Origin of the sequence: Mycobacterium sp. (genome assembly GCF_019247615.1) — a bacterium.
Taxonomy (GTDB): domain Bacteria; phylum Actinomycetota; class Actinomycetes; order Mycobacteriales; family Mycobacteriaceae; genus Mycobacterium.
This window is the reverse complement of the sequence record NZ_JAFBAT010000233.1, coordinates 1-26,633: the sequence shown is the minus strand read 5'-3', so window position 1 is coordinate 26,633 and position 26,633 is coordinate 1. Positions and strand designations below refer to the sequence as shown.

General features: G+C 68.3%; 24 protein-coding genes and 1 pseudogene. 7 read left to right on the top strand and 18 right to left on the bottom strand.

Annotation, left to right across the window (positions count from 1 at the left end):
* Positions 1 to 7 precede the first annotated feature (7 nt).
* Positions 8 to 502 carry a hypothetical protein gene (locus JO059_RS16140; protein WP_293320421.1) on the top strand — a complete coding sequence of 165 codons (495 nt, stop codon included), beginning with the start codon at positions 8 to 10 and terminating at the stop codon, positions 500 to 502.
* On the opposite strand, the gene JO059_RS16135 is transcribed toward JO059_RS16140, so the two are convergent.
* Positions 490 to 771, bottom strand: a complete 282-nt coding sequence (locus JO059_RS16135) for a hypothetical protein (protein WP_293320419.1) — start codon at positions 769 to 771, stop codon at positions 490 to 492. The genes JO059_RS16140 and JO059_RS16135 overlap by 13 nt on opposite strands.
* Positions 772 to 807: 36 nt before the next feature.
* Between JO059_RS16135 and bluB the strand changes: the two genes are divergently transcribed.
* Positions 808 to 1,473, top strand: coding sequence for a 5,6-dimethylbenzimidazole synthase (gene bluB / locus JO059_RS16130; protein WP_293320417.1), 666 nt, complete (start codon positions 808 to 810; stop codon positions 1,471 to 1,473).
* Positions 1,474 to 1,636: 163 nt separating this feature from the next.
* Positions 1,637 to 3,097 carry a sulfatase gene (locus JO059_RS16125; RefSeq protein WP_293320415.1) on the top strand — a complete coding sequence of 487 codons (1,461 nt, stop codon included), beginning with the start codon at positions 1,637 to 1,639 and terminating at the stop codon, positions 3,095 to 3,097.
* Here the strand turns inward: JO059_RS16125 and JO059_RS16120 are convergent.
* The gene (locus JO059_RS16120; RefSeq protein WP_293320413.1) at positions 3,054 to 3,839 is read right to left on the bottom strand and encodes a trans-aconitate 2-methyltransferase; all 786 of its coding nucleotides are present in this window, start codon (positions 3,837 to 3,839) and stop codon (positions 3,054 to 3,056) included. The genes JO059_RS16125 and JO059_RS16120 overlap by 44 nt on opposite strands.
* A 101-nt stretch (positions 3,840 to 3,940) precedes the next feature.
* Here JO059_RS16120 and JO059_RS16115 point away from each other — a divergent pair, with 101 nt between their 5' ends.
* Positions 3,941 to 5,131: an alpha/beta fold hydrolase gene (locus JO059_RS16115; protein WP_293320411.1), complete on the top strand. Its 1,191-nt coding sequence runs from the start codon at positions 3,941 to 3,943 to the stop codon at positions 5,129 to 5,131.
* On the opposite strand, the gene eccE is transcribed toward JO059_RS16115, so the two are convergent.
* From eccE to JO059_RS16045, 14 genes are all read right to left on the bottom strand, one after another.
* On the bottom strand, positions 5,121 to 6,119 hold the full coding sequence (eccE, locus tag JO059_RS16110) for a type VII secretion protein EccE (RefSeq protein ID WP_293320409.1): 999 nt from the start codon (positions 6,117 to 6,119) through the stop codon (positions 5,121 to 5,123). The two genes, JO059_RS16115 and eccE, sit on opposite strands and share 11 nt — an antisense overlap.
* Positions 6,116 to 7,528 (bottom strand): type VII secretion-associated serine protease mycosin, encoded by a 1,413-nt coding sequence (mycP, locus tag JO059_RS16105; protein WP_293320407.1) that lies wholly within the window; start codon positions 7,526 to 7,528, stop codon positions 6,116 to 6,118. The genes eccE and mycP overlap by 4 nt, the downstream gene beginning before the upstream one ends.
* Complete coding sequence (eccD, locus tag JO059_RS16100; protein WP_293320440.1) at positions 7,525 to 8,925, bottom strand: type VII secretion integral membrane protein EccD; 1,401 nt, start codon at positions 8,923 to 8,925, stop codon at positions 7,525 to 7,527. The genes mycP and eccD overlap by 4 nt, the downstream gene beginning before the upstream one ends.
* A gap of 82 nt (positions 8,926 to 9,007) precedes the next feature.
* A complete protein-coding gene (locus JO059_RS16095; protein ID WP_293320405.1) occupies positions 9,008 to 9,880 on the bottom strand; it encodes an ESX secretion-associated protein EspG in 873 nt (290 codons plus the stop codon).
* 43 nt (positions 9,881 to 9,923) lie between these two features.
* Entirely contained in the window at positions 9,924 to 10,214 is a 291-nt protein-coding gene (locus tag JO059_RS16090) for a WXG100 family type VII secretion target (RefSeq protein WP_293320403.1), read from the bottom strand.
* Positions 10,215 to 10,225: 11 nt separating this feature from the next.
* The gene (locus tag JO059_RS16085; protein ID WP_293320401.1) at positions 10,226 to 10,519 is read right to left on the bottom strand and encodes a WXG100 family type VII secretion target; all 294 of its coding nucleotides are present in this window, start codon (positions 10,517 to 10,519) and stop codon (positions 10,226 to 10,228) included.
* Between the two features lie 69 nt (positions 10,520 to 10,588).
* Positions 10,589 to 10,897, bottom strand: coding sequence for a PE family protein (locus JO059_RS16080; RefSeq protein WP_293320399.1), 309 nt, complete (start codon positions 10,895 to 10,897; stop codon positions 10,589 to 10,591).
* Between the two features lie 2 nt (positions 10,898 to 10,899).
* Positions 10,900 to 14,898, bottom strand: a complete 3,999-nt coding sequence (gene eccCa / locus JO059_RS16075; protein WP_293320397.1) for a type VII secretion protein EccCa — start codon at positions 14,896 to 14,898, stop codon at positions 10,900 to 10,902.
* Complete coding sequence (eccB, locus tag JO059_RS16070) at positions 14,895 to 16,556, bottom strand: type VII secretion protein EccB (RefSeq protein ID WP_293320395.1); 1,662 nt, start codon at positions 16,554 to 16,556, stop codon at positions 14,895 to 14,897. The genes eccCa and eccB overlap by 4 nt, the downstream gene beginning before the upstream one ends.
* Entirely contained in the window at positions 16,553 to 18,415 is a 1,863-nt protein-coding gene (gene eccA, locus JO059_RS16065; RefSeq protein ID WP_293320393.1) for a type VII secretion AAA-ATPase EccA, read from the bottom strand. Before eccA ends, eccB begins: the two co-directional genes overlap by 4 nt.
* Before the next feature lie 152 nt (positions 18,416 to 18,567).
* Positions 18,568 to 20,100 (bottom strand): PPE family protein, encoded by a 1,533-nt coding sequence (locus JO059_RS16060; RefSeq protein ID WP_293320391.1) that lies wholly within the window; start codon positions 20,098 to 20,100, stop codon positions 18,568 to 18,570.
* A gap of 130 nt (positions 20,101 to 20,230) precedes the next feature.
* Positions 20,231 to 21,136: a class I SAM-dependent methyltransferase gene (locus JO059_RS16055; protein ID WP_293320389.1), complete on the bottom strand. Its 906-nt coding sequence runs from the start codon at positions 21,134 to 21,136 to the stop codon at positions 20,231 to 20,233.
* 10 nt (positions 21,137 to 21,146) lie between these two features.
* A complete protein-coding gene (locus JO059_RS16050; protein ID WP_293320387.1) occupies positions 21,147 to 22,904 on the bottom strand; it encodes a PPE family protein in 1,758 nt (585 codons plus the stop codon).
* A 94-nt stretch (positions 22,905 to 22,998) separates the two neighbouring features.
* Positions 22,999 to 23,862 carry an oxygenase MpaB family protein gene (locus tag JO059_RS16045; protein ID WP_293320385.1) on the bottom strand — a complete coding sequence of 288 codons (864 nt, stop codon included), beginning with the start codon at positions 23,860 to 23,862 and terminating at the stop codon, positions 22,999 to 23,001.
* 93 nt (positions 23,863 to 23,955) lie between these two features.
* Here JO059_RS16045 and JO059_RS16040 point away from each other — a divergent pair, with 93 nt between their 5' ends.
* A complete protein-coding gene (locus tag JO059_RS16040; RefSeq protein ID WP_293320382.1) occupies positions 23,956 to 24,645 on the top strand; it encodes a TetR/AcrR family transcriptional regulator in 690 nt (229 codons plus the stop codon).
* Here the strand turns inward: JO059_RS16040 and JO059_RS16035 are convergent.
* Positions 24,578 to 25,126: a hypothetical protein gene (locus JO059_RS16035; RefSeq protein ID WP_293320438.1), complete on the bottom strand. Its 549-nt coding sequence runs from the start codon at positions 25,124 to 25,126 to the stop codon at positions 24,578 to 24,580. The genes JO059_RS16040 and JO059_RS16035 overlap by 68 nt on opposite strands.
* Before the next feature lie 33 nt (positions 25,127 to 25,159).
* Entirely contained in the window at positions 25,160 to 25,741 is a 582-nt protein-coding gene (locus JO059_RS16030; protein ID WP_293320380.1) for a VOC family protein, read from the bottom strand.
* Positions 25,742 to 25,853: 112 nt separating this feature from the next.
* Between JO059_RS16030 and JO059_RS16025 the strand changes: the two genes are divergently transcribed.
* Positions 25,854 to 26,474, top strand: coding sequence for a TetR/AcrR family transcriptional regulator (locus tag JO059_RS16025; protein ID WP_293320436.1), 621 nt, complete (start codon positions 25,854 to 25,856; stop codon positions 26,472 to 26,474).
* Positions 26,471 to 26,633: pseudogene (locus JO059_RS16020) on the top strand (alpha/beta hydrolase); the annotation flags it as partial. The gene JO059_RS16025 and the pseudogene JO059_RS16020, both read left to right, overlap by 4 nt.

Genomic DNA, 26,633 nt, shown 5'->3' with positions numbered 1-26,633 from the left:
TGGCGTCATGGCCGTCTTTGTTCGCAGGTTGTTCGGCATCGGCAAGCTACCCGACGATCTGCACGCCGAGGCCGAGGCGGAGGGCATCGTCTACCTGGCCGATTATGTTCCGGTGACCAGGCGATTCAGCGGCGCCATCCCCGGCGTCCGGCTGCAACACAGCGTCGCCAGCTACAGCGGTTCCCTGGTCTTCACCGCCAAGCGGGTTCTGGCGACGCTGTCCATGCTGCCCAAACTCGCAGGACCGACCGTCGATGTGGCTTGGGATGCGCCGCAGGCCGGCCCCGCGAAGGCCGAGATTTCGTCCACCGGCCTGCGGGTCCACGTCGACCTCGATACCAAGACAGCCCGGATTGACGAGACGTTCAGCGGCAAGCTGTCGCTGCACTACAAGGCGGCCATCCCGACCGACGTGCTCGCCGGACTGCCGCGACGATCGCTGGGCTTCGACATGCCGCCGGAATACGTGTTCCGGGCGGTCGGCGTCACTTACAGCCCGTGACGGCGTTCGGTGATCGTGATCCGGGGCCAGGGCGGCTGCCGCAGCACCGCCAGGGCGCCGATCACCGCTGCCGCCAGGCCGGTGAGCACCCCGATCAGCGCAATCCGGTTGGAATCCAGCGCTGGTACCCAGGAAGCCTCGCCGCCGCGGATGACGAAGACGCCGACAGGTTTGGCAACGGGGATCACCGTGGCGCCGTCGGCCGTCCTGTAGGGCTCCCCGTATGCGCCGTTGGCGGGCAGCTGGTCGAAGACATCGGAAACTTTCACCGGCTCACGCTAGCGCGGATTTCCTAGGATGGCCCCGTGTCCGATCAGGCGTTCAGCCCCCAAGAGCGGCAGGCCGTTTACCGTGTGATCTCCGAGCGGCGCGACATGCGCCGCTTCGTACCGGGCCGCGTGGTGGCAGAAGATGTGCTGGCGCGCCTGTTGCAGGCCGCGCACGCGGCTCCCAGCGTGGGCCTGATGCAGCCGTGGCGCTTCATCCGGATCACCGATGACTCGCTGCGCCGACGCATACACGCGCTGGTCGACGAAGAGCGCCGGCTCACCGCCGCCGCCCTGGGTGAGCGGGCCGAGGAGTTTCTCGCACTGAAAGTCGAAGGCATCCTGGAATGCGCCGAGCTCTTCGTGGTGGCGCTGTGCGCCAACCGGGAGCCGCACGTTTTCGGGCGGCGGACGCTGCCACAGATGGACCTCGCGTCGGTGTCGTGCGCGATCCAGAACCTGTGGCTGGCGGCCCGGTCCGAAGGCCTTGGGATGGGCTGGGTTTCGCTGTTCGATCCCCACCGGTTGGCCGAGCTGCTTGCGATGCCCGCGGATGCCGAGCCCGTGGCCATCCTGTGCCTGGGGCCGGTGCCCGAATTTCCGGATCGTCCCGCCTTGGAGCTGGACGGCTGGGCCTTCGGGCGACCGCTGTCGGAATTCGTCAGCGAGAACCGATGGGATCGGGTGCCGGGCGCCATCAGGTAGGCCGAATGCGCCCACCGGCACGCGCTGGCGAAACCGGCCGCCCCTTGCTCGCGCCGGCGTGACGCCCGCGAACGCAGCTGTCAAACCGGGGCCGGCCGCGACGCGGTCGGAGTCGCGTGACACCAGCTGCGGCTGCGGTATCGTCGCGCGTCGAGGTGACGGTATGACGGCCCAACGCGCCAACGAGGCGAAAGAAAACGTGCTGATCGTGCATTGGCACGACCTGGGGCGATATCTCGGCGCCTACGGCCACCCGGATGTGTCCAGCCCTCGACTGGACCGGCTCGCCGCCGAAGGCATCCTGTTCACTCGGGCACACGCCACCGCGCCGCTGTGCTCGCCGTCGCGCGGATCGCTGTTCACCGGCCGCTACCCGCAAAGCAATGGGCTCGTGGGCCTGGCCCACCTCGGCTGGGAATACCGCAGCCGCGTCCGCACACTGCCCCAGATACTAGGCGAATCGGGTTACTACTCAGCACTTTTCGGCATGCAGCACGAGACGTCGTATCCGAAGCGGCTGGGCTTCGACGAGTTTGACGTGTCGAACTCCTATTGCGAGTACGTGGTGGGCCAGGCCAACGAATGGCTTGAAGAGTGGCACCGCGAGGCCGCCGAGGGCGTTTCCGTCCAACCGTTCCTGTTGACCGCGGGATTCTTCGAAACGCACCGTCCCTACCCGCACGACCGATACGTTCCGGCCGACAGCGCCGCCGTGGATCCGCCCGACTACCTGCCCGATTCCCCCGAGGTTCGCGGTGACCTCGCGGACTTCTACGGCGCGATCGCCGCGGCGGACACGGCGGTGGGCCGGCTGCTCGATACGTTGACCCGGACGGGGCTGGACGCGAACACCTGGGTGGTGTTCTTCACTGATCACGGCCCGGCGTTTCCGCGCGCGAAATCCACGCTCTACGACGCCGGAACCGGCATCGCGATGATCATCCGCCCACCGACGAACCGGGATATTCCCCACCGGGTCTACGACGAACTGTTCAGCGGCGTCGACGTGGTGCCTACCGTGCTCGGCCTGTTGGGGCTGAAGGCGCCGGCCGACGTCGACGGCGTGTCACACGCCGGCGCGTTGCTTGCGCCCGACGCACACGCCGAACCCGTCCGAAATCACGTGTACACCACCAAGACCTATCACGACTCTTTCGACCCCATCCGCGCCATCCGCACCAAGGAATACAGCTACATCGAAAACTACGCGCACCGGCCATTGCTCGACATGCCGTTGGACATCCAGGAAAGCCCGTCGGGACTGGCCGTCGCACCGTACGTGCAGGGTCCGCGGCCGGAGCGCGAACTCTACGATCTGCGCACCGATCCCACCGAGAGCAACAACTTGCTCGCGGGTGACACGTGCATTGGGGCTGCGGTCGACGCGATCGCGGCCGATATGGCGGTGCGTCTGCACGATTGGCGCCAGCGCACCGGCGACGTCATACCGTCGGAGTTCGCCGGTTCCCGGATCGCGGTGCGTTACACGGAGACGTATCTACGGATTCATCGGATGAAGCCGAACAGCAGCTCCGCCATCGCGGCCGACCGAGGAATCGAAGAGCCCCGGGCGACCGACGTTACCCACGCGAGCGATGCCCGCCACCGGCTTGGGCGACGATGAACACCCTGCGGAAGGGAAAAATCGTCGTACCGTCGGCCCTCCGCGGGTAGGCGTCATCGAGCAGTGGAATGAGTTCCTGCCGGAACTGTTCCCAGCGTTCGTCGTCGAGCCGCTCGCGGACCGGGACCAGCGCCGTGCCGGTGATCCATTCCAGCACCGGGTGCTCACCGGTCAGCTGGTGCAGGTATGTGCTCTCCCAAGCGTCGACCTTGCAGCCGGCGTCCAGCAGCAGGTTGACGTAATGAGTCGGCGGCTGGACTACCGCTCCGACACGAAATGGTATGTCCCGCATGGCCTTTGCGTAGGGCTCACGACGGGCCAGCGCGCGCACGCTGGCATGTGACGGGGTGTCGAAGTTGGCCGGTATCTGGACGGCGATCCACGATCCGGACGCCAGCTCGCCGGCCCACCGGACCAGCAGGTCGGAATGCTCGGGCACCCAGTGCAGGGCGGCGTTGCTCACCACCACGTCGGTGTCGGGCTTGGGCTTCCACTCGCGCAGGTCACCGATGACGGCGTCGATTCCGCGCTCCTTGGCGGCGGCGACCATCTCCGGCGAGCTGTCTATCGCCTCGATGGTCGCCTGCGGCCAGCGGCGGGCCAGGTACTGCGTCAAATGGCCCGGCCCGCAGCCGAGATCGACCACCCGACGCGCACGCTCGCCGCCCACCCGCGACAGCAGGTCATAGAAGGGCCGGCTCCGATGATCCGCGAAGGCAAGGTAGACGTTCGGATCCCACATGTCGGTCCTCCTGATCAACACCATCCCGAGGCGGCTGATAGACAAACCGTATTACCGCATGCCGCCACGGCGGCGACCGAGTCGGGGATACCATCGCGTTCGTGAAGCCCGAGGCGGAGCCGCTCGGTCCCCCCGTTCCCGTTCCGGATGTTCCCGGCGCCGACGTACCCGCCGACGCCGGCGGCTTGCCGCCGCCCTCGGCGTTGTCGCCCCGTCAGCGAATGGTCATGGAGGCCTCCTCGGTCGGCGATCTCGCGCTGCGCACCGCGGTGGCATCGATGCTCGCCACGACGGTGACCCCGGCCGTCATCGCCACCTCGGTGCGCTCCGGGAGCGAACGCGCCAGCCTGGGTTTCTACGCCGAGCTGGCGGCGGAGCGGGATCCGGAGAAGTCGTTCCCGACGCCCACCCACATGCCCCGGGTCACCGCTCGGCGCGCCAATCGGTTCGCGGAACGGCTCGCGCGCGGCAGGGTGGACAACATCTCGTTCCCCACCAGCTTCCGCGCGATCAATCCGGCGATGCGCGCGCGCTGGAGCTCTTGGCGGTCCAACAACGTGGTGCACGCGCAGCACTGGCGTCATGCGGACGGGCCGCACCCCACCCTCTGCGTCATCCACGGTTTCATGGGCTCGTCGTATCTGGCCAACGGGCGGTTCTTCACGCTGCCGTGGTATTACCGCTCGGGCTACGACGTGTTGATGTACACACTTCCGTTCCACGGCCCGCGGGCCGAAAAGTTCTCGCCGTTCAGCGGTTTCGGTTATTTCGCCGGCGGGCTCGGCGGTTTCGCAGAGGCGATGGCTCAGGCCGTGCACGACTTTCGGTCCATCATCGACTATTTGCGCCACACCGGGGTCGACCGGATCGCGTTGACCGGGATATCGCTGGGCGGTTACACATCCGCGTTGCTGGCGGCCGTCGACGACCGGCTCGAAGCCGTCATCCCCAACTGCCCGGTCGTGACCCCGGCGACGATGTTCGACGAATGGTTCCCGGCCAGCAAGCTGCTGGGTTTGGGATTGCGGTTGTCCAACATCGGGCGCGACGAGCTAACCGCCGGGCTGGCTTACCACTGCCCGCTGAACTACCGGCCGCGGGTGGCGAAGGACCGACGGATGATCATCACCGGTCTCGGCGATCGAATGGCGCCACCGGAGCAGGCCGTGATGCTGTGGAATCATTGGGATCGCTGCGCCCTGCACTGGTTCCCCGGCAGCCATGTGCTGCACGTGAGCCAATTGGATTACCTGCGGCGGATGACACCGTTTCTGCGGGAGGTCATGTTCTAGCCGTTTCGGCGAGCGGTGCCCGATGGGCGCCGGCCACCGGGGTCGGCCAGGCCAGCCGCGCCAGTAGGCCGACGGGTTCGTCGGCGTGTCCGTCGAGTCGCCGCGTGGACAACAGATCGAGCGCCGTGAGCGCCGGTCGGTGATTGCCGCGCTGCGGAGTCAGCCCGGCCAGCGGCGGCCTCGCGCCGGGCGGCGTATCGGTCAGGAAGGCGCACGCGGCGGCGACCGTGTTGCGGGTTCCGTCACCGGCGATCTCGAGCGCCAGGCAGACCTCGCGCGCCGGAATCGACGGGATCGCCGCCAGGGTTTCGGGGAGTGCGTCGTCGACCCGGATCTGGTATGCCGCAACGTGATCCGATGTGCCCCGCTGCACTCCCCGCCAGGTTTCGCGGGCATCGGGGGCCAGCACGCGCGGGATGTCGTCGGGCCCCACCGTGGTGGCTTCCCATCCGATCTCGCGGAGGTGGTCGGCGAGCCGGCGCGCCGCGACCTCGGCGGTCTCGTGCAGGGGGATCCGCGACGAACGCGCGCGCAGCGCCGCCAAATTGTCTGCCGCCGACACCGTGAGCCCGATCCAGGTCTCCCGCCTCGACGCGTCGAATGCGTTGTCCCGGCTGGTGATTCGGATCTTGTCCGCGCGGACGCCGTAGCGGTCCAGGTACCGGGCGATCAGCGGCAGCGGAAGCACATCCGAGTCTCCGACCGGCGGCCCGATTCGTAGCAGCACGGTCGTCTCGGTGGCCGGCGCCATTTCGGGTTCGGAGCCACCACTACGGCGCGTCATCGCCAGGCGGCGGCGCAGGATCGTGGTTAAGTGCAAGCCGTTCCACCAGCCGAACAGCGCGATGACAACAGCGGCGGCGATGCCGAGCAACCAGTATTCGCGAGGCGACCGCCACGGGTAGGCCAACACGGCCGGCACCAACACCAGCAGCGCCAGCGTGACTCGGCCGCTGCCGCAAGGCGGTATCGAGCGAAACGGGCTCACGGGGTGGTCTCCTTCCGTCGGGTGCTTGCGGCGATCGCGGCGGCGGCCGCGACAACCAAGGCCAGCACGGCGGTTCCGGCGAACGCGACGGTGCGCGGTGTGGTGTCCTTGGGCGCCGACGCCGGCGGAACGGCCACCGGCTTCGTTGGCGCGCCGGCCGGTCCGCCCGCACCGCTGGGCCCGCCGGCCGGCAGCTCCCAGGTGAGCGCGGCGACGGGGTCCACGCTGCCCGCGCCGACGACGTCGGAGGGCGCCCGGGCGCCGCCACGCGCGGTCGCGGTGATGCGGCGTATCGCCTGTGCGGCGGTCAACCCGGGATACTTGCTGCGGACCAGCGCCACGACGCCCGAGACATAGCCGGCCGCGTAGCTGGTGCCGCTCAGCGCGACCATCTGCTGGTGGTCGTCGGGCAGGCCATTGGCGAGGCCGCCGCCGTCGCGGTTGCTCACCGACGCAATGCTTTCGCCGGGTGCCGCGATGCCCACCCACGGCCCGGCCATGGTGAATTTCGACGGTTGTCCGTCCGGTGCCAGCGACGCCGCCGAGAGAACATACGGCTGCCACCACGACGGGATGGAGAGCGACTTGACACCGTTCCAGTTACGCGCGTCGTCCGGCCGGCTCAGGTCGGTGAGCGGATTGGATTCGCAGGAGGTTCCCGCGGTTCCGCCACCTACCGATCCCGTCGACCCGCTGTTGCCCGCGGCGGCGACGATCACGGCGTCCTTGTCCACCGCCGCGTACCGGATCGCCGCGCCCAGCGCGGCCTGGTCGATCGGGCGGTCGGCTGGCAGGCAGGTCGTCGCGGAGATATTGATCACCCTGGCACCCAGGTCGGCGGCGTGAACGATCGCCCGGGCCAGCGTCGCGACGTCGAGGGACGCCCGCTCCAGCAGCGGATCGCCGCCCGGTGTGCGCGGCGAGAATTTCGCCGACGTCATCCGGATCGACACCACCCGCGCCGCGGGCGCCACCCCGGAGAAACCGTCGTCTCCCGGCTGGCCGGCGATGATTCCGGCGACCAGGGTGCCGTGCCCGTCGCAATCGGTCAGGCCGTCGGTCGTTTCCACGAAATCGCCGCCAGGATCGACGTTGGGCAGGCGCGGGCCGGGGCGCACCCCGGTGTCTATGACCGCCACCAGTTGGCCGTCGCCCCGGGAAAACTGCCACGCCGCAGGAAGATTCATCATCGTCTGGCTGGGCGTCACGGCACCCGGGTCGGTGCCGGGGATGACTCCGGAGGTGCTGCAGGGGCCGCGCTGCTCCATCGGTTGGCCGGGCCCCGGCGTCCCGCTGGGCGGCGGCACGCCCGGGTCGACCGCCGGCGGGCTGATGGCAACCGCCGACGGGCAAGCACCGGTGGCAACCACGAAACCGGCTGTGATACAAGCCAATCGGGCACGGATCATCGATCGAGCACCCACGCGAAAAGACCCACGAGGTACGCCATCACCGGGATCAGGGAAGCGTCGAGGCCGGCGGCGACAAAGCCCAGCAACCGGCGCACCGGCAGCGAATAGCTGTCCGGCGACGCGACGCTCGGGTTCAGGGCCACGACCACCCACGCCAGCGCCAGCGCGGCAAGGACCACCACCGCGCCCAGGGCCGCGGTGTAGCGGCCCGTCGCGGTGTACAGCACCGACAGGGCACCGGCGACCAGGAAAGGCTGAGCGAGCAGCCACGCCTTGCAGGCGGCCGAATCCCACACGCGGGCGCGCAGGACGGATGCGGCGGCCGTTGCCGCCACAACGTACCAGCCCCAGGCCCCCAGCGACTCGGGACGCAGCGCGATAGCCACCGATCCGAGGGCGCTGAGCAGCACCGCGGCGGCGATGAACCCGCTCTGATGGGCATCGCCGATCCGCACCCGCCGCGGCAGGTCCTCGAGCACCCGCAGCGACGGCGCCGACGGGGTGGGATCGCCCGGCGCCGGGATGACCGGTAGCGGGAAACGTGCCCACAACGCCGACATCTGCGGCGCCTCGACGGTGACCAGCAGGGCCGCCACAATGAGCCCGCAGCCGATGCTCAATAACGTTAGCCGCCAGATCAATTCGGCCCCGGCGGCGAGCAAGACTCCCGCACCGATCACCGCGGTGGCGGTGAAGACGCCGACGATCCGCTCGCGCTCGGCGGCCGGAACCATCAACGCGATCAGCGACCATGCGGTGACACCGGCGGCGGCCAACATCAGTTGCGCCGGCCCGAATCTCCCCGGCACCGCCAGCGCCAGGGCCGCGCCGATGGGGACCAGCGCGGCGATCGTCAGCACCATGCCGGTGCGAGGCGAGCGCACCGTGGTGAGCAGCCCAAGCACCGCGGTGAGCGCCGCGATCGCGCTGACGGCGACCAGCCCGGGCAACCCGCCGGCGACCACCCGGTAGGTGACCCCGAGGCCGGTCGCCAGCAGCGCCACCACGATCGCCGCCGCCAGCGCCCCGCGCTGGATATGTCTTGGGCCCCAAGGCCGCAGCCGCGATGTCGAGAAAATCATCGCGGCGTCGGCGATGTCCTCGACGATGCCGGGTGCCGATGGGCCGGGGGGCACCGGCTGCAGCGCCAGCAGGTCCCCGTCGACGACTCCCACGGTGTCCAGGCTGGCGTCGAGGCTGAACGGCGCCCCGCCGATGGGCGCCAGGCTCAGCTGGGCAGCCGCGTTGTTGGGAAGACCACCGTCACCATTGGACTCCGCGGGAACGACCAGCCGCTGAACCGCGGGCAGTATTTCGCGCAGCGGCAACTCGGCGGGCAGCGCCATCTCCGTCAGCCTGGTGTCCGCGAGAATGGCCACGCGGACGATCGGCATGACGGTGCCGGACGTCACCGCACCCTCGAATAGCGCTCGGGGGACATCGTGCTCTCTTTCTGTTTGTTCTCTGGGTTTTCGGTCAGACGCATTGGGTTGAGAAGTCGCGGGTCAGCCGACGGTCCGCGAACCATTGGCCGTCCGGCAACAAGGCGGCGAGCTGCTCGATCGCGGCGGCGATCGCGAACGGGGTCCCCGGGGTGAAGGTCGAGACCCACTCGCCGTCGAAGGCGCGGGACGGACTGACCAGGACACGGCCCGCGGCGGTGTCGACGATGCTCATGCCCACCTCGGTGCTGGCGTGCTGTCCGTCGCGGCGGCAGCCGGCGACGATCTCGACGTAGCTGCGCGGGCCGGTGAACACCGACTCCACCACCGGCCGCGCTGATCGCGGAATGCCCAGGTAGTCAAGGACTTCGGCTAGCGGAGCACCCGACCGCAGCCGCTCGTCGGCTCGGGCCCCGACCCGCATCGGCATGCTGAACTCGTCGAATCGCGCCGGCGGGCGCTGCGCCAATCCGACGCCAAGCACGGGAACCAGCGATCGGGGACCGTCGATCTCCATGGCGGTGAACGTGATCAGCTGCGCGCTGCGCAATGCGACGACCGTGCTCGATGCGCGCTGCGCCACGATGCCACGCAGCAGCTCACTCGCACCGGTGGTCCCGCCGTTGCCCTTCGCCGGTCCGACGTAACGCAGATCCAGCCAGCGGTCCGGAAAGCACACCGTTTTGATCCACGCGGCGACCGCCGGGGCAATCGCTCCGTCTCGGGACAGCAGACCCATCCGTGCCAGTTCCGCCCGCTGGCGCTCGAGAAACGTTTCCCGTTGCGCGGCATCACAATACGGCGTCGTGATCGCCAACACCCACGGAAAGGCGCCGGCGCCGGTGGTTTCCGCGATGAACCACGCTTGGTCGACCGTCAGCTCGACGGCGTTGGGTATCGAGTCCATTTAGGTCCCATGCAAGTTCCCATTTAAGTCATCGAGACGCTGATTAGCCGCCCCATTTGGCGGCCTCGGCGGCGTCGCGGGCGTACATGGCCAGCGTGTTGGCTTCGTGCGTGCCGGCCATCGACTGATAGGCCCGCACCAGGGCGTCCATCGCCTGGTTCCACTGCGCCTGCCACACCTGGTAGGTCATACCGGTGTCGCCCTGCCAGGCATTGGACAGCGCGGCCTGCTCGCTGGCGATATCGGCACCCAGCCCCTGCAGGGTGCCCGCGTACCCCGACATGTCCGCGGCGTGGCCCAGCATCGCGGGATAGTTGTACGTGATCTGCGACATCACAGTTCCTTTCAGAAAGAGGTGTAGCCCGAGGCGGCCGCGGCGTCCGCTGCCACATAGGTGCCCGCGGCGTCTCCGAGGTTGACCTGGGCGATATCGAGCAACGTGTTGATCCGAGCGGCGGCCTCGACGAAGCGCGCATGCGCGGCCTGAAACGCCGCGGACGCCTCTCCCACATGAAACGACTGCGCCGACAGTGCCTCCTGCTCGGCCTGGCTGATCGTGCTGCGCATCAACGCCGACTTGGTGCTGAACGCCGACTGGGCGGCGATTAACTGCGGGATGTGAGCATCCAACAGACTCATGATGATTCCCTTCTGCTCGGGCCCTTCGGCCCCTTCGGATTTCTGGTGTTGGCTGTCATGTTGCGAATTTCAGGCACCCACCGTTCCGTAGGTGGCGGCGGCCGCGGCGTCACCCGCGAGATAGCTCGCGCCGGCCTCACCGACACCGACACCGGCTCGGCCGAGCTCCTCGACGCCTTGGGCCGCGACGGCCGCGTGCTCCTGGCCCCGCACGCTGAACCCCGCGGCCGTCTGCAGCGACACGGGATCCGCCGCCGGCGGCACCACGCCGGTGATCGCCGGGGCCGCCGCCGCGTGCGCCGCCGCCAGCCGGGCCGTCAACGCCTCGACAGCCGCGCTCGCCGCGGCCAGCCCCTCGGGAACAACTCGCAACGTCATGACTAGTCCTCCTGTTCCTCGCGTTGCCGCTCGCTTACCAGCACCGACTCCCCGATCAGCGGGTTGACCAGCTGCACATACGTCGGAAGGTCGCTGTCCCCCAGCAGAATCCCCCGCCCGGCCGGCAGCCTGCCGAATCGTTGACCGCGGATCTTGCCGCCGTCGTGCGGATTGCCCGAAAGCATCAACGTGGTCGCCTGCAAGTCGTTCAAGCGACGCAGCAACGGGCTGGTCATCAAGGCGTGAGCTGATCCGGTGGCCCGCGCCGTGACGATCACGCGCAGCCCCAAATCACCGGCCTGCGAGAGCAGTCCGAGCAGGGGGGCCCACGGCCGCTGGCCGGCGTACGGCCCACTCATCGCCGGCGTATCCGGCAGCTGGTCTAAGTCGTCGATGATCAGGTAGTGGGTGTGGCCACGATAGGTCCATCCCGACAGCTCGCGCGCCGGCAAGCCCGCCGGTGGCCGCCGCGACTCGATGAGGTTGGCCAGCCCCAGCATCGCCGGGATGATGCGATCGACGTTGGCGGTGTACTCATTGTCGGGGAACAGCGGCTCGTCGACCAGATGCAGCCGGCGATCCAGCACGGTGAAGGCCACCTGATCCGCGGTCGAGTGCTCGCGGATGGTTCGAATGATGTGGCGCAGCAGCGTGGTTTTGCCCGATTTTCCGTCGCCGAACACCATGAGCAATGGGTTCTCGGCCAGGTCGAGGACGACCGGCGCCAGGTCCTCTTCCCGCTGGCCGATGACCACCTTCTCGCGTCCGCGATAAAGGTCGCCCAGCGCGGCGGGCGCAAGGTTGGTGGGCAGCAACCGAACCGGCGGCGCGGCCAGGCCGGGGTGCCGCGCGTTGATCGCGGGCACCGGGTCGAGTGCCGACCCCAGTTCGGGAGCCGCAAACAGGAAATGCTCTGCGTCCATGGTCAATCCTCGGCCCGGCTGATCCGGCGGGACGGTCTCGGCGGGTCGGCGCAGCGCGCCCACCACCCGCACATTGCTGTCCCGCGCGTCGTGCAACTTGAGCTCGAGGCGCAGCCCCAGGCCGTCCCGCATCGCCAGCGGCACCTCCAGCCAGCTCGGCGTGGTGATGACCACGTGGATGCCGTACGCGAGGCCGATGTTGACCAGTTCAGTCACCTTGGCCAGCAATGGATTACGAGTGTTGAATTGATCTGTGTTGTCGCGGCCGAACGCGTACAGGTTGTCGATGATCAGGAACACCTCGCCGTAGCCGTCGTCCGGCGCGGCGCCGTGCTTCTCCCGGAATGCCTCTCGCCTCTGCCGGGACAACAGCAGCTGTTCGAGCTCGCCGAAAGTGCGACGGATGCGCTCGGGCTCCAGCGCCGAGGCGACGCTGCCGACGTGGGCGAGATCTTCGAGCGCCCGCAGCTGGCCGCCGCCGTAATCCAGGCAGTAGAACGTGACATCGCCGGGCGAGTGCAGGCTGGCTGCCGACAAGATGAACGTTTGCAGCGCGGTCGACTTTCCGGATTTGGCGCCGCCGTGGATCACCATGTTGCCCGCCGACGACGTGGCATCGAATATCAATGGGTCGCGGCGCATTTCGAATGGTCTGTCGATCTCGCCGAGCGGCCATCGCCACTGCCGTTGCGGCACCCCGGCGCGGCCCAGCACCGCGGTCAACATGATCGGCTCGTCCAGCGGCGGCAGCCACAGCTGCGGTGCCCGCGGCCCGTAACGTGCGAGCTGCTCGCCGATGGTCGCGATCAGCTTACGCGGCGGTCCCGACGTTTCCTCGTCCTCGCCGGTGGATATGACGGTGCCCTGGTCGAGCTCAACCGCCCCGGCCGTGAACAGCTTCGGCTCCGGAACAGCATGTATCACAAGCGTTTTGGACTTCCGCGGCGGCTCGTAAATGCCGTCGACGTAGGTGCTGCGGAATTTGACGGGCGTCGCCCCGGGGGCGGGCACCAAGAAGCCCACGCCCTTGTGTTCTTTACCTGCTTCGATGTGGTAGGCGTCTTCCACGCCGATGATCTGGCGCGAGACGCTGGGACTGGCCACCTTCAGCCCGATGCGGTAGGAGGTGTTCTTGTCGATGTCCTTGATCTTCCCCACATCCAGGGTTTGCGACGCGAACAGGATGTGGATGCGGAACGAGCGGCCCTTGCGCGCCACGTAGTCGAACAGCTCCGCGTACTCCGGGTGGTCGGCCAGCATCAGCGTGAACTCGTCGGCAACGACGAACAACGTCGGGATCGGTGGCAGGTCGTGTCCTGCCGCCACAGCGTTCTCGTACTCCGTCACCGAATTGAACGCGCTGCCCTGAATGCGCCTGCCCGCGTCGCGCAACAGCGACTCGCGGCGGGCCACCTCACCCCGCAGCGTGTCGGCAAACCGGTCGGCTAGCGATTTTTTCTCGGCCATGTTCGAGATCACCGCAACGACCTGCGGGAAGTTACGGAAGCTGTCGGCTCCCGCCTCGCCCTTGAAATCGGCGTAGATGACGATCAGCCGGTCCGCCGAATGCGTTGTCAACAGCGACAACAAGATCGACATCAATGTCTGGGACTTGCCGGACCCCGTCATCCCGATCATCAGGCCGTGCGGACCCATCCCGCCCTCGGCCTCGTCCTTCAAATCGAAGATCAGGGGCTCACCGGTTGCGGTGACACCGATGGGAACCCGCAACTCGTCGTCGCGGCGGCGGGGTGCCCACAGCGCCGGCACATCCAGCTCGGATGCGTCCGGAATGCCAAGCAGCGTGGTGAAACTAGCGCCGCGGGTGGCCGCAGATCGCAGCCCGGGATGGGTCGGATTGGAATCCCACCGGGAGAGCCGACGGGCCAGGTGCGCGGCGTCCTGCGACCCGAGTTGATCCGCGCTGTCGATGTAAGGCTGCCAGCCGCCGGTCTGCCAACGCTCGAGCGCGCCGTCCGCAACCCGCAGGATCGGCTTTTCGGGGTCCGAATACTGTTCGCGGTGCGGCGGATCGGCCACGCGATGCACGACGGTGACTCCCGCGCGGCCCACCGCCAGGGGCGAGGCGTTCACGTCGTAGTCGGGGTCGTCGACGACGATCAGCAGGTGCCGCAGCGCATTCGGGGGCTCGCCGGTGAACGGCTGCCGGTCGCCGAGAGCGGACCCGAGCCGCGTGACCAGCTCGTCGGCATCGGTCGACAGGTAGCGGGCCGGTCCGACACCGTCCACCTCGCCGGGAATGTCCACGTGCGGCAACCACTTCAACCACGACCATTCCGGGCCCTCCAGATCGCTGCTGGCCAGCGCGATCCCGAGCACCGTCGGGTCGTGCCACGTGACGGCCTGCGCGATCCAGGCCCGCAAAGCCGCCCGCACGGCGTCTTCAGCGGCCCCCGCGGCGCCCACAACGGTGATGCGTGACACCTTGGTCAGGTCGATGCCGGTCGGCACGTCGCGCACCGTGCGCTGGGTGTCGAGTAGGCTACGTAAAGCGCTGTGCGACACCGGCTCCAGGTCGATTTCGTCGGCCGTGTCCGCAACCCGAAGCGGGGTGGCGAGCGGCACATGGTGACGGCCGGCCCGCAGCACCAAGAAGTCGGGATCGTGCGGGTCACGCTCCCACTGACGGCGGGACCCCGGCACCCCGCCGAGCGCCGCAGGCTCCGGATGCGACCACAGCGCGGCCGCGCGCTGCTCGGCAGCCTGGGTTCGGATGTTGTCCCGCACCACCGACAGGTAACGCAGGTAGTCGGCCCGTTCGGCGTCGACCTCCTCGGTGCGCATCTTGTTGTCGTTCCCGCGATAGAGCGCGGTTGCCGCCAGCAGCAGCACGAACGGGAAGAACAGCGTCTGCGGCGAGATCACCCGCATGCCGGTGGCGACCAGCGCGACCACCATCCCGACGATCAGGATCACGATCAGATACGGCATCGCGCGCCGCAGCAACGACGGCGGAATCACCCGCGGCAGCTCGGGGGGCGGCTCGATGGTGATGGCGCCCTTACGGGTCGTCGGCGGCGCCAGGCGGCGGCGGGCCTCGAAAATCAGGCGACTCATCGGCCCACTCCTTCGGCCGACACCGGGCGACCGGGCTTGGTGTCGGGTGCCAGGCCGTCGTGCGCCAGCAGCGCGTCGGCGCGCGACAACGTCGGTCCGGGGGCGAACAGGGACAGCACTGACCACGGGATCGGGACGGCCGGCTCGTTCAGGCCAAGGGCCTCAACGGTTTTCTGCCGTCCGGTGGCGGGATTGCCGGCGGCCTCGCCGGCCTCGGTGTCGATGCCGTAGCGAACTCCGGTGTCGGAAACCCAGAACAACGATCCGGTGGCCGGCGCCGCCGACCCGCCCCCCACGGTCTGGGTGAAGTAGCCGGTGCCCGGCGCCAGGGCGACTCGGTTGGCCGTCGTGCCATTTCCCTGCGGGCCGCCGCTGACCAGGCCGACGGTGCGAACCCCGTCCGGCACCGGCAGCACCGAGCCGGCGAGCAAACTCAGCGAACTGCTGGCCGCCCCGGCCGGCTTGCTCCAGTAGGCGCAGGTAACGGGATCTTTTGCCGGGTCGACGACAACGATCTGCTGGTCGGGATAGCGGCTGGTGTCCAGCATCCGCGACACCGGGAGTCTGGCCACCACGTCGGCGCCGAGCCGCGGTGGCTGGTCGAGGCCATACGAATTGGTGTTGCGCAAGATCGCGGCGAGCACCGGCGAAATGGGCTGCAGGCCATCGGGCAACACGGCGTAATACCGCAAGGTGTCCGACGAATTCTGCTCCACGCCATAGGAGACCACAACCCCTCCGATCGGGGCGGGCACCGAAAAGCCCGCCGGACTGCCCGCATTCGGGATCGGCGGCGCCGTCAGCGCCGGGGCTTCGGGTACCGCGTTGAACAGCCCCAGCGCGATGGGCCGCGGCGCGGGCAGAGGGGAATTTCCGACACCGAATCCGAGTGCGTCGGTGACGGCGTGGTTGCTCAGGTCGATCCGGCTACGTTTGCCTTGCCAGAGCAGCCAGGTGTCGGTGCCGCGGTCGGTCGGGAAGTCAACCAGGACACCCTGGTTCGCGCGCAGCGCGGCAGCCCGCGCCCCGGCACCGTCGGGCGGCCCCCCGATCACGGTGACACCCGTGCTGCGGGTGCCGTGTCCGCCGCCCGACTGATCGGTCCCGCCGACCGAGTCGCACACCGTCCAGTTGGCGTCGCGTGCGGCGTTGGGCACCATGCGCTCGGGGGCGCCCGGAATACCGATCAGGTTGCCGCGCGGAAACCGGTCCAGCTCAGCGCTTTTGACGGTGGTGGGGTTGACCGGCCGGCCGACGATCAACCGGGCCGAGGTCAGGTTAAGCACGGGGTGCAGGTCATCACCGACCCGGACGTACAGCGCGGCGGTGGTCCGGTCGGCAAGCACGGCGTTGTTGCCGGCCGCGCCGCTGGGCCGGATCAGCGAGAACACGAAACAGCCGACCAGACCGGTGATCAGGATGAGTGCGCCCATGAGCACCGCGCGCGACTGGCTGCGCAAGGGGTCGACGAGCATCCGGGTGTCGTGCAGGGCGATGCCCGAGGCGATCCGGCGCATCACGAAGCGCCAGCCGGTGACCTGGTGGCGGGTGACGAAACCGCGGCGGTACGCGAGCCTGTCCGGGCTGTCGTTCACCGGGGTGCGGGAGGTGAACGAACGCCGTGCCCCCGCGCTTTCGTCCGGCTCATTGGCGGTCATGCCGGCTCCACCAGGCCGAGCCCCTGCAGCAGCGGCTCAACCGAATTCCGCACGTCCTGGGCGGTGATCGTCATCAACTCCTCGTCGGTGAATTCGCCGGTTTCGGCGTGCTCGGAGTGGTCCAACCTGAATTCACGTTCCTCTTCGGACTTTTCGACCACGTTGCGGACGAACCGGCCGTTGCCCGCGATGTCGAGGCCTCGACGTTGCACCCCGGCTGCGTCCGCTTTCGATGTCTCGGCGAGGTCCGCGAACAACGCCTGGAGGTCGGCGAGCGCGTCCGGCGCGAAGACGCTGTCACGCTTGGCGGCCATGAAGTTCGCGATCTCGATCAGCTCGGCCGGTTTGTACGACGGGAAGTCGATGCTGCGGGTGAACCGCGACCGCAGACCCTGGTTGGTGTCGAGGAACCGATCGAGGTCGGCGCGGTACCCGGCGATGATGACCACCAGCCGGTCGCGGTCGTTCTCCATGCGGGCCAGCAGAGTGTCGATGGCCACCAGGCCGAAGTCGTTCTTGGCTCCCGTGGCCACCAACGCGTAGGCCTCGTCCAGGAACAGCACCCCGTCCAGCGCGCTGTCGATCACGGCGTTGGTCTTCGCCTCGGTCTCCCCGATGTGCTGGCCGATGAGATCGGCGCGGTGCACCTCCCTGATGTTCTCTTTCTTCAACAAGCCCAAGCCGCAATAGATCTTGGCGATAACGCGGGCGATGGTGGTCTTGCCGGTGCCGGGCGGCCCCGTGAAAACCAGATGGTGCGTGCGCTGTGCCACCTCGAGCCCGCGCTGCTTGCGCACGAGTTCCATCGCCACCGCGCTCTTCAACCGGGCAACCTGATCCTTGACCTTGTCCAGGCCGATGAACTCGTCGAGCTCGCGTTCGGCCTCCGCCAACAAAACGCGCTTGCGCTCGTGGGCTCCAGGATCGACGAAATCGCCTGGCGCTGGCTCGGTTTCGGGATCCCACGGATCGGTCCGGGCGTCGATCCGCGCCGCGGTGGTGGTGGCGAGCCCGAAACTCGTGTCCGAGAGCGCGTGCTCGATCTGCTCGTTCTCGGGGTGGGCGGCATACAAGTCCTGCAGGACCTCGCTCGCCGACTCCTCGTCGACGTGCGCCCGCAGCACGAGCGCCTTGGCCAGGCCGCCGTCGACCGCCGCGACCGCGACGGGGCCGTCCGGCTCCTCGAGATACGACAGCGCCGGGGCGAACATGCCGAGCCGGGCCAGCGCAATACCCAGGGTGATCTTGACGGCGTGTGAAAAGGCGTCGTCGAGATCGGAATCGTTGACGATCGGCGTCAGCAGCCTGACCACGTCCGACCAACGCGCAGCCCGGTAGTTGATGACGACGGCGACCCAGCGGGCCGCCCGCCAGCTCGGACGGCGTTCGATGAGGCCCGCGACGATCTGGTGAGCTTCGGCGAGGCGTGCCGCCCCGCCCTCCGAAGCCAGCGCCGCCGCGTAAGCGAGGAGAAAATCATCCGTGGTGGTGGCGCGAAACTGCAGATACAGCCCGGTCTCGTAGTGGAAGCCCAGCGCCCCGGGAGCCAGTTCCACCTGCCGCTGCAACGCGCCCGCGGTGGCCGCGGTGCGCGAAACGGCCTCGAGGACACCCAGGGAGACGTCCCCGGCGGCCGCCAGTCCGGTCCAGGCGTCGCATTGGTCGTGGGCGACGCGGGTCAGCTGGGCGAAACCGGAGCGCGCGGCGCCCAGATCGGGAGGGCGCTGCCGCTCGTACACCGCGATGCCGAGGGCGCGGCAACAGGTGGCGAACCGGCTGACGACGTCGTCGTCCACCCTGCCGTTCGACCGGGGTCGCGGGGCTCTGGATGCGAGCGTGCCGGTGTCACCGCGTTCCACGGTCGCCTGTTCTCCTGTATGTAGCATCGCCTAACCTAACCTGGGTGAAGTTAGCATTGCATAAGCTAAGTGTCGAGGTGCTCGCGGGTCTGGTCCGCACGACGTTCTTCCCCTCCGGCCGCGCTGAGCAGGACTTCTCACCGAAGTGCAGCCTAATGAAAATCATTATCATTATCAACTTCGCCCGCGTCCCAGGTGCCCGGGACCATCGGGGCTGAGGGCCCCCCGCCGAACTCGTCGCCGGCCAGGGTGGTCAAGCCGGCCGCTTCGGGGACCGTGTCCTTGCGTGCCGCTCCGGCGAACCCCAGACTTCCGGCACCGCGGCCCGAGGTCGCGGTCGACGCGGCCGGCTCAACACCCGACGGGGCGCCCCAGTCGGGCTCGACCTCGACGTTCATGTCCATGAACTCGTCCCCGTACCCGCGCATCCCCGCCCGCCGACGCCGGCGCGCCCGTTCTTCGCGGGCCGACGCGCCGGCGGCTGCCGCGGCCGCGGCAGCCTCCGGCTCCCGAGACTTCCGCTGCCCGCTTGTGCTCATTTGCGTGCTCGAGCCGATGCCGTAGCCCCCCACCAGGTAGGGAGGGGCCCCTCCGGCGACGCCCGCGGGCGGCGGCGGCGGGGGTGCGGAGGTCGACGCCGCCGCCGGCGCGGTCGCGGGCGCCGAGGCCGAAGCCGGGGCCGGCGAGGGAGTCGGGCTGGGCGCCGAGGCAACGCTCACGAGCGAAGAGCCGCCGGCTACCGGCACGCCAGGCGTCTGGGGCGTCGGCACCGCCGCCACGGCGGCGGTCGCTGCGGGCTGAATCCCGGACAAGCCGCTGAGACCCGCGAGCCCGGCCGCGTATCCGGGGGCGACGACGGACGACGCGAGGGCAAGCGGCACTACGGTCTGCAGTTGCGGAAACGTGGTGATGACCTCTCCCACGTGGGTGAACTCGTCACCGATGAGTGCCGGGATGTCGGCCTGCACCTGCTGTATTGCCAGGGTCGGGTGCTGCGGAAATTCCAGCACATCCCGCCACAGGGTTTTCGGAACCTCCAGGAATCGGTTGATCCACCAGCTCAATTGCGTCGGGTCCCCCTCGTCGTTGTCGACGATGGGTTGGAGCCCGTTGTCAGCACTGTGACCGCCGTTGGAGCCGTGGGCGGCATGCAGAATCTGCGGGGCCGCCGGGGTCTGGGGCGCGGAATTCACCGCCGTTGCGGAAACGGCATGGTAGGTGGCCATGGTGGTGGCCGCCTGGATCCACATGCGAACGTAGTCGGCCTCGTTGAGCGCGATGGGAATGGTGTTGACGCCGAAGAAGTTCGTCGCCAGCAAAACCGCGTGGATCGCGTGGTTCGCGGCCAGCTCGACCAAGGTCGGCATCGCGGCCAACGCCGCGGAGTAGGCGGCGGCGGCGGTTTCGTGCTGGGCAGCCGTCGCCGCGCTGTCGGCGCTGGCCTGCCTCAGCCACGCCAGGTAGGGCGCGTGCGCGGCCACATACTGTTCGGCGGTCGGCCCTTGCCACGCCCCGGCCTGCGCACTGCCCAGGATCGCGGTGAGTTCGTCCACCACCGAGGCGTACGTTGCGCTCAACGAGCTCCAGCCCGCCGCGGCGGCCAGCAGACCGCCCGGCCCCGGGCCGCTGCTCAGTTCCGCCGAGTGGACCTCCGGAGGTAGGGCCATCCACACCGGCGCGGTCATACGGCAGCGACCCCCCTTACCGATCGGGCTGACTCAACGGCCGCCCAGACCGTCGGCGGCGAACCAAGCACGCAGCTAGTAGTCGGCCAAGGGCCCTGGAAAGTTCCCGAAAGTTCCCGAAAGTTCCCGATCAGGCCTTGACGGCGCTGACCAGCGTGTTACGGGCGATCATCGGCCCGGCATCGGTTTCCGGGCCGGGCACCGGCCGGCCGACCTCGCGAAGGTAATCCACCAGCGGAGTACCGACGGCGGTCCACCCGCGCTCACCGAACCACTCGGTCGCCGGCGCGTGCCGCTCGTTGTAGACCAACTGAAAAAACAGCCGCTGATCACCTTCGGCGGCGGCCGCACGTTCTTCCGCGACGGCAGCCTCGAACTCGTCCTGGTCAAGGGGCGCGCCATCCTCGATCGCGACATGGCTTCCGTGACCGGCCAGGCCGTCGATGCCGGTGAACAGCTGCTCCTGCGCGCTGGCCGGGAGATAGATGAGCAAACCTTCGGCGATCCACGCCGAGGGCTTGTCCGCATGGAAGCCGCTGTCCCGCAGGGCGGCTGCCCAGTCCTCCCGCAGATCGACCGCGATTTCGCGGCGATCGGCTCGCGGTTGCGCGCCGTGGCCGCTGAGCACCTCGCGCTTGAAGTCCAGGACCTGTGGGCGGTCCAGCTCGAAGATCGTCGTCCCGGCGGGCCAGTCCAGCCGGTAGGCCCGCGAATCCAGTCCCGCGGCCAGGACGACCACTTGCCGCACGCCCGCCGCGGCCGCCCGGCGGAAATAGTCGTCGAAATACTTGGTGCGAGCGGCCTGGAAGTTCACGAAATGTTCGCCGAAGTCCGCGCTCTTGAGCGGATGGTCGGGTGCCTTGCCGTCGAGGACGTCGGCCGGCGGGCCGCCCACGGCCCGGCAAAACAGCTCCGCATGCGGGTCTACGGCCAGCGGCTCCGGCTTTTGCGCCTCCAACGCCCGCGCGGTAGCTACGAACAGCGCGGTCGAACCCACACTCGTCGTGATGTCCCAGGTATCACCTTCGCTGCGCACCCAACTGACACTACGCCGACGGGGGGTGACCGCCCGTCTCGCCGGAGTCGTCGCGGTCCCACGTGCCCGGCAACATCGGCATGCGCGGACCGCCGCCGAATTCGTCACCGGCCAGCCCGGCCAGTGTCGTCAACCCCGCCGGCTCCGAGGCGAGGGTCGTGGCCGCGGCACCGGCGAAGCCCAAGCTGCCGGCGCCCCGAGCCGACGTTGCCGTCCCATCCTTCGCTCGCGGCTCGTCCCAGTCGGGGTCGACGTCGATGTTCATGTCCATGAACTCGTCGCCGTACCCCCGCTGTCGCTGTCGCTGACGGCGCCGGGCACGTGCCGCCTCCCGCGCGGTCGTCGCTGTCGCCGCCGCCGCGGCACCTGACTCCGGTGCTTTCCTTTTAGCGCTCGAGCTCGCGCTGCTGCTCATCGCCGAGCCGAGTCCGATGCCGGGAGGCACCACATAGGGGGGGGAAAATCCAACCGGACCCGCCGCCGCGGGCGGTGTCGGTGCCGGACCCGCGAGGGCGGACGCGCCGGGAGATGCGGGCGGGGGCGCCGGTGCCGATCCGGTGGTCACGCTCGGCGCGGCGATCGCCGGGGCCGTCGCCGCGACCGGCAACAACGGCGGCGGGGCGAGGGGTGCCAGGACCGGCGCGACAACCGGTTGCGGCAGGGCGGCCAACCCGGCCAGCCCTGCGAGGCCGCCCGCGGACGCGAGCGGGGCAGCCGCCGCGGGGAGTGCGGCGTACACCGCCTGGAACGGCACGTTCGAAAAGAAAGCAAGTTCTTCGATATGAAGCGGAAAATCGAACAGTTGCCAGCTGATCAGGTACTGAAAAGCCAAAACCGGGTTTTGCAACAGATATGTGCCGAACTGTTGCAAATCCTCAAAGACTTCGAGGGATCGAGCAACCCACCACATCGCTTGGCCCGGATCCGCGTAGGCATCGTAGGTGAGTCCGTTCACCGTGCCAGCACTGGGATTCCAATTGATCCCGAAGTTTTGCAGGACGGTGGAAACCCAGTTATCCACGGGGTAGTCGAGCAGCGGGGCGTGGGCCACGGGGCTGTTCCCGATACCAAATTTCTGCAGGCCCTGCACGAGCTGCGGCGGCAGACCCAGCGGATTACTTGGATCCACTTGCGACGGGTCGGTGAGCAGGCCCTGCCAGAACTGCTGGACCCGCTGCACGATATGCGGCAGCGGGTTGGTACTCGCCTGGGGATTTGCAGTGGCGTCGGATTTCACGATGTGCGGCGCCGGGGCGGTCTGCGGTGTTGACGCAACCGCCCCGGCGGAGACCGCTTGATAGCTGCCCATCGTGGTGGCGGCCTGAATCCACATCCGGAGGTAGTCGGCCTCGTTGACCGCGATCGGGATCGTGTTGACGCCAAAGAAGTTCGTCGCCGTGAGGACGCCGTGCACGACGTGGTTGGTGGCGAGCTCCGCCAGCGTCGGCATTGCTGCCAGCGCGGCGGTGTAGGCGGCGGCCGCGGTCTCGAGTTGGGCCGCGGCCGCCGCACTGTTCGCGCCGGCCTCGGTCAACCACGCCAGATAGGGCGCGTGTGCGGCCGCATACGATTCCGCGCTCGGCCCCTCCCATGCGCCGGCCTGCACAGCCGCCAGCAATGCGCTGAGTTCTTCTGCCGCCGAGGCGTATTCGATGTTCAAGGAGGCCCACGCTGCAGCGGCCGCCAGCAGGGGCCCCGGCCCCGGGCCGCTGCTGAGCAACGCCGAGTGCACCTCGGGCGGCGAAGCCATCCAAATCGGCGCGGTCACAGGCACTCCTCGGGCTGGGAGGGTTTACCAGACCGCGAGAAGCTTAATGAATATGATTGTCGTTATCAACCTATGTAGTGCCGAGGGAACCGCTTTAGACCAGGGGTCGGCCCGTCCTGATCCGGCGGTCAACGTCCCACAACAGGACGTTGAACGGGAACCGCCGGACACATCCGGGCATCGCGCGGTTGACCGTGCGCAACACCGCCATCAGCCGGTCGAAGCGCCGTTGTCTGGCCGCATCCCAGGGCAACCGCATTTCGTCGCGAAATCGCTGGGGAAGGAAACCGGTGGTGATCAGCAAGGCGAAGCTGTCTGACAGCCGCTGCAGCGGACGGGGCAGCGCCACCCCACGCACGCGAGCCGCGGCGATGGGGTACAGGTAGTCGCGGACCGCGTCGTCGATGTGCACGTGGGCCAGCGATTCCCGCCAGTACCGGTCGAACGCCGCCCGATCCGCCGGCCACATGGCCGGTGGCACCTGCAATGTGGTGGCCAAAGCCATCCCCTCGCGGTAGTGGCGGTCGGCATCGGCCTCGTCGAGCTCACCGACGAAGATGCGATAGATGTCGACAGCGCCCTTGTACAGGCAGGCGCCCACCCATAGCTGCAGGTCGACGTCGAAGGCGTTGTACTGCACCGGGCTGTCCGGCGTGGAGTAGACCTGCGCGTGCGCCCGGTTCACCGCCCGGCGGAAGGCGTCCTTCTGGGCGTCGCTGCCCGCGGTCGCCACCGCCAGGTAGGTGAAGGTGGTACGCGCACGTTTGATCGGATGCAGGTCCACCCGGCCGCTTTCTACGCGGCTCTCCAGCACGCCGTAACCCACGCCGGGCCGCGCCAATTGCATGATCACGTTCGCCGGGCCGGCCAGCAACGCCACGCCCATCAAACCGTCGTCGATCCCCAGACCCCGGCCACGCCGACCCCGCCGCCCCTGAACGGCCTCGTGAACGGCCACAGCGTCCTCCCCGCGGCACCGGCCCGCTAATTGTGCGAACATCAGTTACCAGAATTATTGGCGGTTTATTGCACCCGTGTCAAGATGGTGGCTATGAGTCCCAGCAAGCGGCCTTACGGGGGCATCGAGGCCGCCGAGCGTACGGCGTCCCGCCGCCGGCGGTTGCTGGACGCCGGGCTGGACCTGCTCGGGGCCGACCAGCACGACATTTCCGAATTGACCGTCCGCGGCATCTGCGGCCGGGCCGGGCTGGCCGCCCGCTACTTCTACGAAAGCTTCGCCGACAAGGACGAATTCGTCAGCGGTGTGTTCGACTGGGTGATCGCCGAGCTGGCCGCCACCACACAGGCCGCGGTGGCCACGGTGCCCGCACACGAGCGAAGCCGAGCCGGGATGGCCAACATCGTGCGGACCATCGCCGACGACGCCCGCATCGGACGGCTGCTGTTCAGCATGCAACTGGCCAACGCCGTGGTCGTGCGCAAGCGTGCGGAATCGAGTGCGTTGTTCGCCATGCTGTCGGGTCAGTATGTCGGGGACGCACTGCGCATGCCGGCAAACGACCGCATCAAGGCTGGGGCGCACTTCGCGGTCGGTGGCGTCGGTCAAACGATCAGCGCCTGGCTGGCCGGCGACGTCCGGCTCCAACCGGATCAGCTCGTCGATCAGCTGGCTATGCTCCTCGACCAACTGACCGAGCCAAAGCTCTACGGGCTCAAGGAAACAGCGGCAGGTGCCAAAGTCGCACGCCAGGGTCCAAGAGCCACAAACGCATCATCGTGAGTCGCATGATGCGCTGCGCACCGCGAATCATGAAGATCGCCAACGGCACCTCGATTCCCAGTGCGGTGACCAGCGACAGCACTAGGTCATCCGGTCCGGCGGTCATCAGGTCGAACCAGGCGTCGCAGATCAGCAACACTCCGGAGGTGAAGGCGGCAAACACCAGCACCTGGCGACGCAGGTAGCCGAAGACCGCCGTCGCCACCATGAATGCCACCAACAGAACGTCGAAGCCGATCCAGGTGGCAGGCCAGTTGTGGGCGACGTAGTTCTCCGGGAGCGTAAAGGCGAGATACACGAGCCACGGGATCATCGCGACCGAGCCACCGATCATCAGGCCCAGGCGGATGCGCCGTATCCGTCTGAGCAGCACGGGGTCGATCACGTCGCTCAGGGGCTGCTCCAACCGGGTGATCAGATCTCGCCGCTGCTCGGGTGTCAGCGCGGCGATTTGCGCGTCGGTCAAGATGCCGTCGGTCAACATGGACACCCCGGCTCGTGCGCGTTTCCGCCGTCAGCCTACGGCCGCCACCGGGGGACGCCGGTCAGCTGCCGTCTTGGGAACGGCCTTCGTTTCGCTCCCATCGAATTCCTTTTCCCAGCAGGCGAATTCGAGCGTGACGCCGTCTGGGTCCTGGAAGTAGAAGGAGCGGACGTAAACCCCGGGATGCACCGTGGCGGATACCTGCATCGCGCTCTCGTCGTGGTTGAGCACGGGGCCGACGCGCACGCCTTTTTCCTTGAGCCGCTGCCGGTAGGCGTCGAATTTCTCGGCCGGCACGTGGAATGCGAGATGGTTCATGGTGCTGACCGCGCTGGTGATGTCCCCGATGCCGGGGATGGCGCCCGGCGACGACACGCCCGGCACTCGATCGGGCGCCTCGGCGAACCAGAAGAACGCGACGCAGTCGCCGTTGCCCGCGTCGAAGAAGAAGTGCTGCCCCTGGCCGCCGGGCAGGTCGAGCGACTTGATCAGCGGCATGCCGAGGACATTGCTGTAGAAGTCGACGGTTCGCTGCATGTCCGAACAAACCAGCGCGACATGGTTGATGCCGCCGAGCTCGAATTCGGTGTTGGGGTTGTGCGGCTTGATCATCTGGGCGGCTCCTCATCGGTCCGCGGGCAAGCGGGTCCTGGCCAAGACCTGAATCTGAATCTAACATCAGGTTCAGTTTTGTTCCAGGGAGGTGCGCCGGGTGTCCACCGAGTTGCGCACGCATCGGGGCCGCCGGACGCGGGCCGCCATCGACGCAGCCGCCCGAACGGTCGTCGCGCGCAAAGGCATCCTCGCGACGACAATCGCCGACATCGCCGCCGAGGCGGACCGCTCGGCGGCATCGTTCTACAACTACTACGAATCCAAGGAAGCGATGGTCCGGCAATGGGCCCTGCGGTTCCGCGACGAGGCCAACGAGCGCGCCCGTTCGGTGACGCGACATGGCCTGTCCAATCGCGAACGTGCGCAGGAGGCCGCCGCCGCCCATTGGCACACCTACCGCAATCGGCTCGCGGAAATCATCAGCGTGTCGCAGTTGGCGATGGTCAACGACGACTTCGCCCAGTACTGGGCCGAGATATGCGCCATCCCAGCTTCTTTCATCGCCGAGACGGTCCGACGCGCCCAAGCCGAGGGGTACTGCCCCGATGACGACCCGCAACTGATCGCGGAGGCGATAGTGGCCATGTTCAACCAGTTCTGCTACATCCGGCTCAGCGGAAGCAGAAGGGGTGCCGATGAGGACGACCCACCCGATGAAGCGGCATGCATCCAGACGCTGGCAAACATCTACTATCGGGCCATCTACGTCCGCGAACGGGAGCCGAATTGACCAGTCATACCGGCGCCGCAGGGGTCATCCGCGAGTTCGTCGGGTTGCCGTCGCCCACCGCCGGGCGCGCCGGGGCCGGCGGGCATCCATGCCAGGGGTTGTATCACCGCCCGGTGGGACGCAAGCCGAAAGTCGCTATGATCGCGACCCACTACCAGA

Coding starts and splice junctions, on each gene's coding strand:
- JO059_RS16140 (WP_293320421.1), top strand. CDS start 8: ATGGCCGTCTTTGTTCGCAGGTTGTTCGGCATCGGCAAGCTACCCGAC.
- JO059_RS16125 (WP_293320415.1), top strand. CDS start 1,637: ATGACGGCCCAACGCGCCAACGAGGCGAAAGAAAACGTGCTGATCGTG.
- JO059_RS16120 (WP_293320413.1), bottom strand. CDS start 3,839: ATGTGGGATCCGAACGTCTACCTTGCCTTCGCGGATCATCGGAGCCGG.
- mycP (WP_293320407.1), bottom strand. CDS start 7,528: ATGATCCGTGCCCGATTGGCTTGTATCACAGCCGGTTTCGTGGTTGCC.
- eccD (WP_293320440.1), bottom strand. CDS start 8,925: ATGCCGATCGTCCGCGTGGCCATTCTCGCGGACACCAGGCTGACGGAG.
- JO059_RS16095 (WP_293320405.1), bottom strand. CDS start 9,880: ATGGACTCGATACCCAACGCCGTCGAGCTGACGGTCGACCAAGCGTGG.
- JO059_RS16090 (WP_293320403.1), bottom strand. CDS start 10,214: ATGTCGCAGATCACGTACAACTATCCCGCGATGCTGGGCCACGCCGCG.
- JO059_RS16085 (WP_293320401.1), bottom strand. CDS start 10,519: ATGAGTCTGTTGGATGCTCACATCCCGCAGTTAATCGCCGCCCAGTCG.
- JO059_RS16080 (WP_293320399.1), bottom strand. CDS start 10,897: ATGACGTTGCGAGTTGTTCCCGAGGGGCTGGCCGCGGCGAGCGCGGCT.
- eccCa (WP_293320397.1), bottom strand. CDS start 14,898: ATGAGTCGCCTGATTTTCGAGGCCCGCCGCCGCCTGGCGCCGCCGACG.
- eccB (WP_293320395.1), bottom strand. CDS start 16,556: ATGACCGCCAATGAGCCGGACGAAAGCGCGGGGGCACGGCGTTCGTTC.
- JO059_RS16060 (WP_293320391.1), bottom strand. CDS start 20,100: ATGACCGCGCCGGTGTGGATGGCCCTACCTCCGGAGGTCCACTCGGCG.
- JO059_RS16040 (WP_293320382.1), top strand. CDS start 23,956: ATGAGTCCCAGCAAGCGGCCTTACGGGGGCATCGAGGCCGCCGAGCGT.
- JO059_RS16030 (WP_293320380.1), bottom strand. CDS start 25,741: ATGATCAAGCCGCACAACCCCAACACCGAATTCGAGCTCGGCGGCATC.